This is a genomic window from Catellatospora sp. NPDC049133 (assembly GCF_040648455.1).
Taxonomy (GTDB): Bacteria; Actinomycetota; Actinomycetes; order Mycobacteriales; family Micromonosporaceae; genus Catellatospora; species Catellatospora aurea.
The window spans coordinates 190,865-205,653 of sequence record NZ_JBEZDT010000007.1; the positions used below are offsets into that span (position 1 = coordinate 190,865).

The 14,789-nt window shown below is 72.9% G+C and carries 9 protein-coding genes; 4 read left to right on the plus strand and 5 right to left on the minus strand.

Annotation, left to right across the window (positions count from 1 at the left end; genetic code table 11):
* Positions 1–200 precede the first annotated feature (200 nt).
* Together AB0B35_RS10310 and AB0B35_RS10315 are read left to right on the plus strand one after the other, a co-directional pair.
* Positions 201–1,454, plus strand: a complete 1,254-nt coding sequence (locus AB0B35_RS10310) for a CDP-glycerol glycerophosphotransferase family protein (protein WP_361043384.1) — start codon at positions 201–203, stop codon at positions 1,452–1,454.
* Positions 1,455–1,764: 310 nt separating this feature from the next.
* Complete coding sequence (locus tag AB0B35_RS10315) at positions 1,765–4,989, plus strand: penicillin acylase family protein (RefSeq protein WP_361043189.1); 3,225 nt, start codon at positions 1,765–1,767, stop codon at positions 4,987–4,989.
* Between the two features lie 94 nt (positions 4,990–5,083).
* Here AB0B35_RS10315 and AB0B35_RS10320 read toward each other — a convergent pair whose 3' ends face one another.
* The 5 genes from AB0B35_RS10320 to AB0B35_RS10340 form a co-directional block, all read right to left on the minus strand.
* A complete protein-coding gene (locus tag AB0B35_RS10320; RefSeq protein WP_360520797.1) occupies positions 5,084–5,743 on the minus strand; it encodes an ATP-binding cassette domain-containing protein in 660 nt (219 codons plus the stop codon).
* Positions 5,743–6,690: an ABC transporter ATP-binding protein gene (locus tag AB0B35_RS10325; RefSeq protein WP_361043191.1), complete on the minus strand. Its 948-nt coding sequence runs from the start codon at positions 6,688–6,690 to the stop codon at positions 5,743–5,745. The genes AB0B35_RS10320 and AB0B35_RS10325 overlap by 1 nt, the downstream gene beginning before the upstream one ends.
* A complete protein-coding gene (locus AB0B35_RS10330; RefSeq protein WP_361043193.1) occupies positions 6,687–9,782 on the minus strand; it encodes an FtsX-like permease family protein in 3,096 nt (1,031 codons plus the stop codon). Before AB0B35_RS10330 ends, AB0B35_RS10325 begins: the two co-directional genes overlap by 4 nt.
* A 432-nt stretch (positions 9,783–10,214) precedes the next feature.
* Positions 10,215–11,216, minus strand: a complete 1,002-nt coding sequence (gene meaB, locus AB0B35_RS10335; protein WP_361043195.1) for a methylmalonyl Co-A mutase-associated GTPase MeaB — start codon at positions 11,214–11,216, stop codon at positions 10,215–10,217.
* Positions 11,217–11,375: 159 nt separating this feature from the next.
* Positions 11,376–12,557, minus strand: coding sequence for an acetyl-CoA C-acetyltransferase (locus AB0B35_RS10340; RefSeq protein WP_360520809.1), 1,182 nt, complete (start codon positions 12,555–12,557; stop codon positions 11,376–11,378).
* Positions 12,558–12,622: 65 nt separating this feature from the next.
* Between AB0B35_RS10340 and mce the strand changes: the two genes are divergently transcribed.
* Complete coding sequence (gene mce / locus AB0B35_RS10345; protein ID WP_361043196.1) at positions 12,623–13,102, plus strand: methylmalonyl-CoA epimerase; 480 nt, start codon at positions 12,623–12,625, stop codon at positions 13,100–13,102.
* Positions 13,103–13,336: 234 nt separating this feature from the next.
* Entirely contained in the window at positions 13,337–14,692 is a 1,356-nt protein-coding gene (ccrA, locus tag AB0B35_RS10350) for a crotonyl-CoA carboxylase/reductase (RefSeq protein ID WP_361043199.1), read from the plus strand.
* Positions 14,693–14,789: the final 97 nt, after the last annotated feature.

Below are 14,789 nucleotides of genomic sequence, written 5' to 3' on the forward strand. Positions count from 1 at the left end.
CGCCGGTCACATCACCGCGGCCGCCAAGGCCGCGTGTGGACAGGTCACGGACCGTTCAGAGACTGTTTACTCGGACCGGCCCTTCCTGTTATCTTCTGGCCCACTATGGCCGCGGGCCGCCACTGGCCCGCGCGTCCCGGAGCGGGCGGCGAAAAGGCCCATCGCCCCAGGTGAACGCACGCGAGGGGGAGCCTGTGCAGATGCTGCGCCGGATGCGGTCGGTCAGCGCCAAGGCCCGCCGCGTGACCCGCCAGCCGAGCCGCGCCCTCAAGTACGCGCTCTACCGCGCGCAGCTTCGCCTGCCGCTGGACGAGCAGCTCGCCGTGTACTCCGCGTACTGGAACGCGGCCTACAGCTGCAACCCGGCCGCGATCTACGAGAAGGCCCGCGAGCTGGCCCCGCACATCCGCGGCGTATGGGTGGTCAAGGCCGACCGCGTGCGCAACATCCCGGCGGGCGTCGACTACGTCGTCGAGGAGTCCCCGGCGTACTTCCGGGCCATGGCACGGGCCAAGTACTTCATCAGCAACGCCAACTTCCCCGAGTACGTCGTCAAGCGGCCGGGCTCGGTGGTCGTGCTGACCCACCACGGCACCCCGCTCAAGCTCATGGGCCTGGACGGGCTCACCTTCGCCGGGCGCGACGGCACGGGCAGCGCCGAGCTGCGCAAAGTCGTGGCCAAGTGGGACTACAGCATCGCCGCCAACCCCTTCTCCACGCAGGCCTGGAACACCGCCTTCCCGGGGCGCTACGAGTCGCTGGAGTACGGCTACCCGCGCAACGACATCCTGGTGAACGCGAAGCCGGAGCACCGCGACCGGGTGCGGGCCGAGCTGGGCATCGCCCCCGGCCGGCGGGTGGTGCTGTACGCGCCGACGCACCGGGGCGGCAACGCCGGCAAGACCTCGGTCTACCTCGACGTCGCCGCGCTGGCCGAGGCGCTGGGCCCGGACGCCGTGGTGCTGACCCGCTCGCACTACTTCTACGAGGACCGGCCCTCGGCCGCGGCCGGCGCGGCGCGGGTCGTGGACGTGACCAGCCACCCGCGGGTCGAGGACCTGTACCTGGCCGCCGACGTGCTGATCACGGACTACTCGTCGACCATGTTCGACTTCGCGGTGCTGGACCGGCCGATCGCCGTGTACGCGTCGGACTGGTCGTACTACAAGCGCACGCGCGGCGCGTACTTCGACATCGCCGAGGAGCACCCCGGCGTGTTCGCCACGACCCAGGAGCAGCTGTTCGAGCTGTTCGCCTCCGGCGCGGTCGACGGCGAGGACGCGCGGCTGCGGCGGGCGGCGTTCCGGGAGCGCTTCTGCGCCCTGGAGGACGGCCGGGCCGCCGAGCGCGTGGTGCGCCGGGTGCTGCTCGGCGAGCAGGTCGACCACCGCCCCGCGGCCGCACCGCGCGTACCCCGCCAGGCCACCCCGGCCGATCAGCCCGCCCTCTCCTGACCCCACCCCGCCCGGCCCGCCGCCGGCCCGCCCGTCAAGATCGCTCGACTTGCCGGGCACCTGTGCGTATCTTGAGCGCGCTTTCGCCCACCTGCCTGGCAAGTCGAGCGATCATCCGGCCGTGCGCCGGGCGGTCGCACGATCGTGCGTGACTCTTTCATAGCGGTGAATACTTCGTTACCATCCGGTACACGAAATTGCTTCACGTAAGTGCGTCGGCGGCGGACATGTCGCGTCAGGCTGCGCGTGGGCCTGCTGTCCGATGCGGATCAGCGGCCCCGTCCCCCGTCCTGCCGAAGGGATCCACCCCATGTCCCGACGCGCCACCCGCCCCAATGCCCGGGTCAAACGCCCCCTAGCCGCCACGTTCGCACTGGTCACGGCCGGTGCGTTCGCGACGTTCGTGCCCGCCGCGGCGCCCGCCGCCGCGGCCGTGCTCGCCCCGAACGACTACTGCCTGGCCGAGTGCTCCGACATCCTGCCGCCCGGCCAGAACGGCAACGCCACCCTCGTCGACATCCTCGGCCACCAGGCGTTCGGCACCCGGCCCGCGCACTCGGCCGACCAGCTCGACCGGTACGCCAACCTCGTCTACAACTACGCCGGCCTCACCGACGAGCAGATCCCGTCGTACTTCAACGACGCCTCCTTCGGCGTGCCCGCCGGGCAGGTCGAACGCAGCTACTCCCCCCGCTCCGACGTGACCGTGGTCCGCGACAAGGCCACCGGCACGCCGCACGTCACCGGCACCACCCGCGCCGGGACCATGTTCGGGGCCGGCTACGCCGGAGCCGAGGACCGGCTGTTCACCATGGACCTGCTGCGCCACGTCGGGCGCGGCACGCTCACCCCGTTCGCGGGCGGCGCGGCGGGCAACCGCTCGCTGGAGCAGAGCGTGTGGCGCAACGCCCCGTACACCGAAGCCGACCTCCAGGCCCAGGTCAACGCCCTGCAGAACCTCGGCACCCGGGGCGCTCAGCTCTACACCGACGTGCAGAACTACATCGCGGGCGTGAACGCGTACATCGCCAAGTGCATGGCCGACCGCAACTGCCCCGGCGAGTACGTGCTCACCGGCCACCTCGACGCGATCACCAACGCGGGCGGCCCGGTGCAGTTCACGATGACCGACCTGATCGCCATCGCGGGTGTGGTCGGCGGCCTGTTCGGCGGCGGGGGTGGCGGCGAGATGGAGTCCGCGCTGGTCCGCGTCGCCGCGCGGGCCCGCTACGGCGCGGTCGAGGGCGACGCGGTGTGGAACGCGTTCCGCAGCCGCACCGACCCCGAGGCCGTGCTGACCGTGCACGACGGCACGAGCTTCCCGTACGGCGCGGCCGACGACAACGCCGCCGGAGTCGTGCTGCCGGACGCGGGTTCGGCCGTGTCCGAACCGGTCGTCACCAACCCCACCGGCTCGGCGACCAGCTCCGTCACCGCGCAGTCCGACATCGCCGCGGCCCTGGGCAGCCTGACCATCGGCAACAAGAGCAAGGGCATGTCCAACGCCGCCGTGATCTCGGCCGCGCACTCGGCGACCGGCCACCCGATCGCCGTGTTCGGCCCGCAGACCGGCTACTTCTCCCCGCAGTTGCTCATGGTGCAGGAGCTGCAGGGCCCCGGCATCAGCGCGCGCGGCGCGGCGTTCGCCGGGCTCAACCTGTACGTGCTGCTCGGCCGGGGGCAGGACTACGCGTGGAGCGCCACCTCGGCGGCGCACGACATCACCGACACCTACTCGCTGCCGCTGTGCACCACCGACGGCAGCGCCCCGACCCTGGCCAGCAACAAATACCTCTACCGGGGTGTCTGCACCGCGATGGAGGAGCTGTCGCACACCAACGCGTGGACGCCGAGCGTCGCGGACGGCACCGCCGCCGGGTCGTACAAGCTGGTCACGTACCGCACCAAGCTCGGCCTGGTGGCCTGGCGGGCCACCGTCGGCGGCGCGCCGCACGCGTTCACCCGGCTGCGCTCGACCTACCGGCACGAGGCCGACTCGGCGATCGGCTTCCAGATGTTCAACGACCCCGCCGCGATGGGCACCCCCGCCGACTTCAAGACCGCCGCGGGCTACGTCGGCTACTCGTTCAACTGGTTCTACGTGAACTCGACCGACACCGCCTACTTCATGTCCGGCAGCAACCCGCAGCGCGCCGCGGGGCACAACCCCAACCTTCCGGTACGCGGCGACGCGGCGTACGAATGGCTGGGTTACCAGCCCGAGACCAACAACGCGACCTGGGCGGCCAACGCCACCCACCCGCAGTCGGTGAACCAGGACTACTACATCAGCTGGAACAACCGGCAGGCCAAGGACTTCGGGGCGGCCGACGGCGACTTCAGCTTCGGCTCGGTGCACCGCGGCGACCTGCTCGACGCCCCGGTCAAGGCCGCCATCGCGAGCGGGCACAAGTTCACCCGCGCCTCGCTGACCAGCCTCGTCGAGAACGCCGGGGTCACCGACCTGCGCGGCTGGAAGGTGCTCGACGACCTGCTCCGGGTGATCGAGAGCCAGTCCGTCACCGATACCACCCTTGCCGCCGCCGTCGCCAAACTCAAGGCCTGGCAGCAGGCCGGAGCCCGGCGGGTGGAGACCACCCCCGGATCCAAGGTGTACGCCCACGCCGACGCGATCCGGATCTTCGACGCCTGGTGGCCGCTACTGGTGAGCGGCCAGTTCCAGGGCGCGCTCGGCAACGGCCTCTACCAGGCACTGGTCGACGCCATGTCGATCAACGAGTCGCCGTCCGGCGGCCAGAACGGCCCCGGCTCCAGCCTGCCCGGCTCGCTGAACTCGGCCCAGGCCCACAAGGGCTCCTCCTTCCAGCACGGCTGGTGGGGGTACGTCGAGAAGGACGTGCGGACCGTGCTCGGCGACCCGGTCGCGGGCGGGCTCGGCCGCACGTACTGCGGCAACGGTGTGCTCAGCGCCTGCCGCACCGTGCTGCTGTCCACGCTCGGCACCGCGAACGGGCAGGCCGCGACCGCGGTGTACCCCGGTGACGAGCACTGCGCGGCCGGGGACCAGTGGTGTGCCGACGCGATCCTGCAGTCGGCGCTCGGCGGCATCACCGCGCCGCTGACCGCCTGGCAGAACCGGCCCACGTACCAGCAGGTGGTGTCGTTCCCGGCCAAGCGCGGCCAGGACATCACCAACCTGGCCCAGGGACGCCCGGTCTCGGCCAACGGCAGCCAGCTGTTCTACCCGGTCGGCAACGCCGTCGACGGCAACCCGACCACGCGGTGGAGCAGCAGTTACGCCGACAGCCGGCAGATCACCGTCGACCTGGGCAGCGTACGCAGCGTCGGCCGGACGATCCTGCGCTGGGAGGCGGCGTACGGGCGCTCGTACCGCATCGACGTCTCCACCGACGGCAGCACCTGGACCACCGCCTGGTCCACCACCACCGGCAACGGCTCCGTCGACATCGACACCTTCAACCCCGTCAACGCCCGCTACGTCCGCATGCAGGGCATCCAACGCGCCACCACCTACGGCTACAGCCTGTGGGAGTTCGAGGTCTACAGCCGCTGACCCCAACCTGCGACAACTCTTGAAGACTTGCGGCCTCCGAAGGACTCGGAGGCCGCAAGTCTTCAAGAGTTGCGAAAGAGGGGGGTGGCCCGGGTCAGTGGGCGGCGGGGGCGGTGGCGTGGCCGTCGACGAGGTGGAGTTCGGTGTCGCAGGCGGCCGCCGCCTGGGGGTCGTGGGTGGCGAAGACGACGGCGGCGCCGCGGTCGGCTTCGGCGCGCAGGAGGGTCAGCACCGTCTGGCGGTTGGCGGCGTCGAGTTCGCTGGTTACCTCGTCAGCCAGCAGCACCGGGCCGCGCAGGGCCAGGCCGCGGGCGATCGCCGTACGCTGCTGCTGCCCGCCGGACAGCTCCTCGACCAGCTGCTCGGCCTGGTTCGCCAACCCGACGCGTTCCAGCGCCTCGGCGGTGAGCCGGCGCGCGTCGGCCGCCCGCACGCCCGCCGACACCAGTGCTACCAGCACGTTCTCGGCCGCGGTCAGGGTCGGGGCGAGCCCGTTGTGCTGCGGGATCAGGATGATGCCCTGGGTGACGGCCTGGTCGCGGTCGCGCAGCGGGGTGCCGTCGAGGGTGACCTGGCCCTCGACCGGGCGCAGCAGCCCGGCCAGCGCCCAGAGCAGCGTGGTCTTGCCCGCGCCCGACGCGCCCGTGACGGCCAGGATGCGGCCCGGCTGGGCGGCCACGCTGATGTCGCGCAGCACCGCCCGGTCCTTGCCGTACGCCATGGTGATGCGGTCGGCGAGCAGCATCCGGGTCATCAGGCCACCTCACGGCTGTAGTCGGGGACGATCTGCCCGCGCCGGGAGTAGGCCGCCGCGTCGTCCTCGGGCTCGTACTCGTCGGCGGCCACGAGCGCGCTGCCCGGCTGGGCGGCGTGGGCCGGGGCCAGCAGCACCGTGCCGTCGGGGCGCGCGTGCACCCGCAACTTGGTGCCGGGCGGGAGCAGCGCCAGCACGTCGGGCGGCAGGTGCACCGAGCCGTCCCGGCCGACCACGGCGAACTCCTCGCCGAGCCGTCCTTCGCCGCCGACCCGCCCGTCGCGGATGGTGACCTGGCGGCCCATGCCCGCGCCGACCTCGGGGTCGTGGGTGACCACGACGACCGTGGTGCCGGCCCGGCGCACCGACTCCAGGGCCGCGATGACCTCGTCGCGGGCGGCGGAGTCGAGCTGGCTGGTCGGCTCGTCGGCGAGGAGCAGCCCCGGCTTGTGCGCCAGCGCCACGGCCAGCGCCAAGCGCTGCCGCTCGCCGGGGGTCAGCTCGTGCGGGCGCTGGCGCAGCCGGCCGCGTACGCCGAGCAGGCCGACCAGGGCCAGCACGTCGCGCGGGGCCGGCAGGTCGGCGACGCCGTGGGAGCGGGCGGCCCGCTGGGCGAAGCGCACGTTCTGCTCGGCGGTCAGGTACGGCAGCAGGTTGCGCTCGGCGCCCTGCAGCACGACGCCGACCTCGGTGGCCCGCATCCGGGCCAGGTCCGACTCGGACGCCTTGGCCAGGTCGGTCTCGCCGACGGTGGCCCGCCCGGCGGCCGGCCGGATCAGCCCCGCGAGCAGCGAGAGCAGCGTGGACTTGCCGGAGCCGGACGGGCCCAGCAGGGCCACCGACTCGCCGGGCGCGATGTCCAGGTCCACCCCGCCGAGGGCGACCACGTCGTAGCCTTCCAGCCGGTAGATGTAGACCAGGCCGCGACAGGTAACCGTGCCGTTCACCGGCTGCCTCCTCGGATCAGTTCAGGGGTGGCCCGCTTGACCAGCCGGCCACCGCGTATCACCGCCAGCACGAGCACCAGCAGCGCACCGGCGATCGCCAGCGGCAGCGCGTCCAGGGTGAGTCCGGGCACGAGCGCGCCGAGCACGTCCCCGGTCAAGTTGGGCGCTCCGGCGGTGCCGACGGTGACCAGCGGGATGCCGGGCAGCATCAGCGCCGCGGCCCCGACGCCGACCAGCAGCCCGACGACCATCGGCAGGCCGATCAGCGCGAGCCGCTCCCGCCGCAGCGCGCGGCGCAGCACGTTGGGGCGTACGCCGGTGACGCGCAGCGCGGCCAGCTCGGCCCGGCGGTCGCCGGCGCCCAGCCGGGTGCTGAGCATGAGCACGCCCAGCGCGAGCAGCGCGGCCGCGATACCGGCCAGCAGGTAGAGCCGCAGGCCCAGCGCGGGGGCGCGGCGGCCGAGCCGGGCCAGCTCGTCCGGCACGGTCTCGGTGCGCAGCACCTGCACGCCCTGGCCGGCGAGCTTCGCGGCGAGGTCGGCCGGGGCGTCCGGCGCGGCCCACACCTCGTAGCGCAGGTCGCTCGCGTCGGACAGGCCCTGCGTCACGGAGGCGGCCCGGGTCGCCAGGTCGAGGTCGAACAGCAGGCCGCGCTCACCGGCGCGGGGCAGCAGCGCGGCCTTCTCCAGCACGCTGAACCCCTGCGGCGCCTCGGCGAACGCGGGCAGGTCGAAGTGCTCCGGATCGTCGCTGCTCGGCGCGGGGCCGGCCAGCACCGCGGGCAGCTCCGCGGGGGTGTCCAGGTAGGAGACGAGCACGTCGCCCTGGTCGGCGGAGTTCACGCTGAGGCCGAGCTGCGTGCCGGGGGTGACCCGTACGGTCGCGTTGGGCGTGCGGTCCACCAGGAAGCGCCACGCCTTCGACTCCGCGAAGCGCAGCGGCAGCTGCTGCCCGCCGGAGCTGAGCGACTGCATGGTCAGCTCCACCTGCACCGGGCCGCTCTCGCCGGCCTCCCGGCCGACCGCCAGGCCGACCACGCGGCAGGGCGTGGCCGCGCAGGCGGGCGCGGCGGCGATGTAGTTGCGCGTGCCCTCCCGCAGCTTGCCCAGCCAGACGATGCTCGGCGGCTCACCCGGCGAGGACAGCACCGCGCCCAGGCGGGCCGGCGTCGCGCCGAGCGAACTCACCGTGGCTCGGGCGGTCAGCTGGCCGCCGACCTCGGCGACCTGCGGCGCGTCGGCGCGCAGGCGGCCCGCCAGCAGCGACAGCGTGGCGGCGTCGTGGTCGCGCCAGATGGCCACGGCGGGCAGCCGCTCGGACTGCACCCCGATCAGCTCGACCCGCTGGTTGTTGTAGAGCTCGTCGACGCGCACCACGGCCATCGAACGGTTCGTCGGATCGGTCGCGGCCAGCGCCTTGACCAGCGCCTGCGGGTGCTCCGCGGAGACGGCGTAGACGGTCGGCGCGCCGACCGCGTCGTCGGCCCGCTGGGCGCGGGCGTCCGCCGCGACGTCCCAGGCGGTGGCCGAGAAGGTCAGCAGCGCGACGGCGGCGGTCAGCACCGCGACGGTGCGGGCCGCACCCGGCCGGCGCGACAGCTGCGCCGCGGACAGCATGGCGGGCAGCCGGCCTCGGCGGCGGGCCAGGCCAAGCCGCACCCGCGACCACAGGTTCAGCAGCCGGCCCGCGAGCACGCCGGCGACGATGGCCAGCGCGGCCGGGGCCAGCAGCGCCAGCGGAGCCGACCGGTCGCGCAGCGCCGCGGCCAGCGAGGCGATCGCCAGCGCGGCGGCCACCCCCTCCAGCACACTCGCGCGCCAGGTGCCGCGCTGCGGCACGCGCCGCAGCAGCCCGAGCACGCTGCGGCCGAGCGTGGCACGGGCGGCCAGCCAGGCGGCGAGGCAGGCGATCAGCAGGCCGCCCACGGCGGCGGCGAGCACGGGCCACCGGATCTCGGCGTGTACGCCCGCGGCGAGCACCGAACGTGCGGCCAGCTCGACCGCGCCGAGCCCGGCCGCCAGGCCCAGGGGTGCGCCGAGCACGATCAGCAGCAGCGTCTCGCCCAGTCCGAACCGGACCGTGCCGCCGGTGCCGTAGCCGCGCAACCGGGCCAGCGCCAGCTCCGGGCCGCGCTCCTCGGTCAGCGCCGCGACCAGCAGCAGTAGCACGACGAAGGCGAGCAGCACCAGCGGCACCGCGATGATGGGCACGGTCCGCGCGAGGGCGTCCTGGTCCTTGGCTGCGTCCTCGACGATCGACGGGAGGGCCGTCTCGACCTGCAGCTCGAAACCGTTCAGCGCCAGGCCGAGCGTGCCCAGCTCGTCGCGCAGCGCGGTGACGTCGTCCAGCCGCACCTGATCGGGACGCAGCGGGTACGTCACGGACAGCGTGACCGGCACCGCGTCGCCCAGCCGCACGTCGTCCTCCGCGCCGGTGAACACGGCGTCCAGGCGCGGCGCGCCCTCGCCGCCCGACTGGGCCTGCGCGAAGTAGCCGTTGTTGCCCCAGTAGGAGTCGTCCGGGGCGAGCGGGGTGTAGAGGCCGACGACCTCATAGGACCGGACCGCCGCTTCGCCCTGCGCGGGGCGTACCGACACCTTGTCGCCGACCTCGACGCCGGCCTCGGCCGCGGCGCGCTCGCTGAGCAGCACCTGCTCGGCGTCGATGGCGCAGTCGCCGGTGATCCGCAGGTGCGCGCACGCGCCCTGGTGCCAGGCCAGCCGGGCGGCGAAGCGGTTGGTGCGGTTGCTGCTCAGCGTCGTGTCGACGCTGACCGAGCCGACGGGCCGGTCCAGCACCGCGGCCAGGTGCGGCGCCTTGGCCAGCGCACCGTTGACCGTGGCCTGGGTGTCACCGACCGGCTGGTGTGCGGCCTCGGCGGTGTCGGCGCTGCCCTCGGCGGTCACGGTGACCGCGGCGGCGGTGGCCGGGGCCGCGCTCAGCGCGTCGGTCAGCACCGACTGCTGCGCGGCGCGACCGTACGCCGGGGCGAGCACCGCCGCGGCGGTGGCGAACGCCGCGAGCGCCAGCACCACCGCCGACCGGCCGGAGCGGTGCCGGATGCCCCGCATCATGACGGACCAACCGGTCACCGTCGCCTCCACGCGTAAGAGCCCTATGTGCCCCGACACCTTAGCGATTGGTCAGTCCGCCCGTGAAGTCGCTTCGCCTATCGTTGCCAACCCGCATCCGAGCAGCTCTCGGCGCGGATTCACCTGCTCACGGAGCGTCATTTCGCGCATCCCGGCGCCGTGCCGCCGGGCATACGGCGCCACCGCATTTGCTCTGCACCCCATAGCTTGCTCTGCACCCACCGACGCAACGGACCCTGCCGTCCGCGGCCCGCTGTTGCGTCCTGGGGTGCAGAGCAAGGGAAGGAATGGGTGCAGAGCAAACGCGGTGGTGGGGCATACCTGCCGGCGGACTGCGGACCGTGTCGGCGAACTGGCCACCGGGCGGACACCGACGGCCGCCGTGACCGATGCGCCGTGGCAGGGCGCGGGAGGACGGTGGCCCGCCCCTGCTCAGACCAGTTCGTCGAGCAACTGGGTGGCCGCGGCGTACGGGTCGAGGGAGCCGGCGACGACCTTGTCTGCGAGCGCGGCGAGGCCCTCGCCCGGCAGCTCGGCGAAGCGGGCGCGCAGCTGGCCCAGTGCCAGCGCCTCGATCTCGGCGGCGGCCCGGCGGCGGCGGCGCACCGTGAGCTGGTCGGTGTCGACCAGCCAGGCCCGGTGCTCCTCGATGGCGGCGACGATGCCGTCGATGCCCTCGGCCCGAGCCGCGACGGCCTTGACCACGCGCGGCCGCCAGTCCCCCGGGCCGCGGTCCGACCCGCCGAGGGCGATCATGCCCTGGATGTCGCGGTGGGTGGCCTCCACGCCGTCACGGTCGGCCTTGTTGATGACGAAGATGTCGGCGATCTCCAGGATGCCCGCCTTGACCGCCTGGATCGCGTCGCCCATGCCCGGCGCGAGCAGCACCAGGGTGGTGTCGGCCAGCGAGGCGATCTCGACCTCGGCCTGCCCCACCCCGACCGTCTCCACGAGCACCACGTCGAATCCGACGCCGGCCAGCACGCGTACCGCCGCCGGGGTCGCCGCCGACAGCCCGCCGAGATGGCCCCGGCTGGACATCGACCGGATGTAGACGCCGGGGTCGGTGGCATGGTCCTGCATGCGGATCCGGTCACCGAGGATCGCGCCACCGGTGTACGGGCTCGACGGGTCGATCGCCAGCACCGCGACCCGCTTGCCGGCAGCCCGGAACGCCCGCACCAGCTCGTTGGTGGTCGTCGACTTGCCCACGCCCGGCGACCCGGTCAGCCCGACGACGATCGCGCCGCCCGCGGTCGGGGCCAGCGTCGCCGCGATCTCCGGCAGCGCCGCCGCCCCCGACTCCACCAGCGTGATCAGCCGCGCCACCGCCCTGGCCTCACCCTCCCGCGCCCGAGCGACCAACTCGGCGACCGACCGCTGCGGCGCAGGCGACAAGGACGGCATGCTCGGCTCGCTCATCAACTCAACCATTCACAGACAGCGGGACGGGGTCATCAACTTCGCCTCAGCTCTTAAAGAGTCGCGGCTTCCGGTGGCCCGGATTGCCGCGACTCTTTCAGAGCTGCGCCACGGACGGCGGCGCGGTGCGCCGGGGGCGGCGCGGAGCGGCGCCCCCGGGGCGGTGCTGGGTCAGGGGGCGACCTTGAGGATCAGGGCGTCGCCCTGGCCGCCGCCGCCGCAGAGGGCGGCCGCGCCGGTGCCGCCGCCGCGGCGCTTGAGCTCCAGGGCCAGGGTCAGGGCCAGGCGGGCGCCGGACATGCCGATGGGGTGGCCCAGGGCGATCGCGCCGCCGTTGACGTTCACGATCTCCGGGTCGATGCCCAGCTCGCGGGTCGACTGGATGCCGACCGCGGCGAACGCCTCGTTGATCTCGACCAGGTCGAGGTCGGCGGCGGTCAGGCCCTCCTTGGCCAGGGCCTGCTTGATGGCGTTGGCCGGCTGGGCGTGCAGGGAGTTGTCCGGGCCCGCCACGTTGCCGTGCGCGCCGATCTCGGCGAGCCAGGTCAGGCCCAGCTCCTGAGCCTTCTCCTTGCGCATGACCACGACCGCGGCCGCGCCGTCGGAGATCGGCGACGAGGAGCCGGCGGTGATGGTGCCGTCCTTGGCGAACGCCGGGCGCAGCTTGCCGAGGGTGTCGGCGGTGGTGTCGGGGCGTACGCCCTCGTCCTCGCTGATCACAATCGGGTCGCCCTTGCGGGCCGGGATGGTGACCGGGGCGATCTCCTCGGCGAAGCGGCCGTCCTTGATCGCGGCGGCGGCGCGCTGGTGCGACGCGGCGGCGAAGGCGTCCTGCTCGGCGCGGGTGATCTCGTAGCGGCCGTTGTGGCGCTCGGTCGACTCGCCCATCGAGCACTGGTCCCAGGCGTCGGACAGGCCGTCGTGGGCCATGTGGTCCTTGACCACGACGTCGCCGTACTTGTACCCGGCGCGCTGGCCGATCATCAGGTGCGGGGCGTTGGTCATGGACTCCATGCCGCCGGCCACCACGATGTCGAACTCGCCCGCGCGGATGAGCTGGTCGGCCAGCGCGATCGCGTCGAGGCCGGACAGGCAGACCTTGTTCACGGTGAGCGCGGGCACGCTCATCGGGATGCCGGCGCCCACGGCGGCCTGGCGGGCGGTGATCTGGCCGCCGCCGGCCTGCAGCACCTGGCCCATGATCACGTACTGCACCTGGTCGGGGGAGACCCCGGCGCGCTCCAGGGCGGCCTTGATGGCGACCGACCCGAGCTGCGTGGCCGACAGGTCCTTCAGGTTGCCGAGCAGGCGGCCCATCGGGGTGCGCGCTCCGCTCACGATCACAGAAGTCATGGGGTACCCCTCCGAGTGGCCTGGTTCACGTATCGCCTTAACGATGGTTCGGTCAGACTAACCGCATGACCGATCCCGCATCCCTGTCGACCTCATCACAGGGCATTCCGTCACAGTCCGTGGGTCTGCAGCGCATCGATCACGTGGGCATCGCCGTGCCGGATCTGGACGTCGCCATCGCCTTCTACGAAGGTACGTTCGGGATGACCTGCGTGCACACCGAGACCAACGAGGAGCAGGGCGTCCGCGAGGCGATGCTCCAGGTCGGGCCGAGCCCCGACGGCGGGGCCGTGCAGCTGCTCGCCCCGCTGCGCCCCGACTCCCCCATCGGCAAGTTCCTGGACCGCAGCGGCCCCGGCATCCAGCAGATGGCGTACACCGTCGCCGACATCGACGCGACCTGCGCCGCCCTGCGCGAGCGCGGGGTGCGGCTGCTCTACGAGACCCCGAAGCGCGGCACCGCGGGCTCGCGGATCAACTTCGTGCACCCGAAGGACGCCGGCGGCGTGCTGGTCGAGTTGGTGGAGCCCGGCCGCGGCCACTGACGGCCCCGCGGCCACGGCGGCTGAATGATCGTTAAGCCGAGCGTGGACTTTTTCACACACCCGTTCCCGCCGAAGCTACCGACCAGTAACGTCCGGCTCACCTGACCCGCCATGTGTGCCCGACCACATGGCGACCCGCAGGAGGGCCCGCCAAGGATGGCCCGCAGACCCGGAACTCACCGCCCGCAGCGCGAGCGCGGGACGCCGCAGTTCCCTCACCACGGAGGTGGCGCCGTGCAAGACATCCTCGACGTGATCATGGAAGCCGAGAACGCGGCCGACCCGGCCGCGCGGCTGCGGAGCCTGGCCGACGTGCCGGTGCCCGCTTCCTACCAGGGGATGGTGGTACGCGAGGACGAGACCACCATGTTCGACGGACTGGCCACTCGCGACAAGGACCCGCGCAAGGCCCTCCACCTGCAGGAAGTGCCGGTGCCGGAGCTCGGGCCGGGCGAGGCGCTGATCGCCGTGATGGCCAGCGCGGTCAACTACAACACGGTGTGGACGTCCATTTTCGAGCCCCTGTCGACGTTCGGGTTCCTGAAGCGATACGGACGGTTGTCGGCGCTGACGAAGCGGCACGACCTGCCGTACCACGTGGTGGGTTCGGACGCGGCGGGCGTGGTGCTGCGCACCGGCGCGGCTGTGACGAAATGGCAGGCCGGCGACCAGGTCGTGGCGCACTGCCTCAACGTCGAGCTGGAGGACGCGGCCGGCCACGACGACACCATGCTCGACCCGCAGCAGCGCATCTGGGGCTTCGAGACCAACTTCGGCGGCCTGGCCCAGCTCGCGATCGTCAAGGCCAACCAGCTCATGCCCAAGCCCGCCCACCTGACCTGGGAGGAGGCGGCCAGCCCGGGGCTGGTCAACTCCACCGCGTACCGGCAGCTGGTGTCGCACCACGGCGCGAACATGAAGCAGGGCGACGTCGTGCTGATCTGGGGTGCGAGCGGCGGGCTCGGTTCGTACGCCACGCAGATGGCGCTCAACGGCGGCGCGATCCCGGTGTGCGTGGTGTCCTCTCCGGAGAAGGCGGAGATCTGCCGCCGGATGGGCGCCGACCTGGTCATCGACCGTGCCGCCGAGGGCTACCGGTTCTGGTCCGATGAGCACACCCAGGATCCGGCCGAGTGGAAGCGGTTCGGAGCGCGCATCCGCGAGCTGACCGGCGGCGAGGACCCCGACATCGTGTTCGAGCACCCGGGCCGGGAGACCTTCGGCGCGAGCGTGTACGTCGCCAAGAAGGGCGGCACGATCGTCACCTGCGCCTCGACCAGCGGCTACGAGCACCAGTACGACAACCGCTACCTGTGGATGTCGCTCAAGCGCATCATCGGCAGCCACTTCGCCAACTACCGCGAGGCGTGGGAGGCCAACCGCCTGATCGACCTGGGCCGGGTGCACCCGACGCTGTCGAAGGTGTTCCCGCTGGAGCAGACCGGCCAGGCCGCCTACGAGGTGCACCGCAACACGCACCAGGGCAAGGTCGGCGTGCTGTGCCTGGCACCGGCGGAGGGTCTCGGCGTACGCGATCAGGAGAAGCGGGCCCGCCACCTGCCCGCGATCAACCGCTTCCGCGGGGTGTGACCCAGGGCTCACCACTGGTGAGGCTCGCTGCCGAAGGACCCGGATGGCGGAAGCGCAACGGCGCGCTTCCGCCATCCGGCATTTCCGGCAATACTGA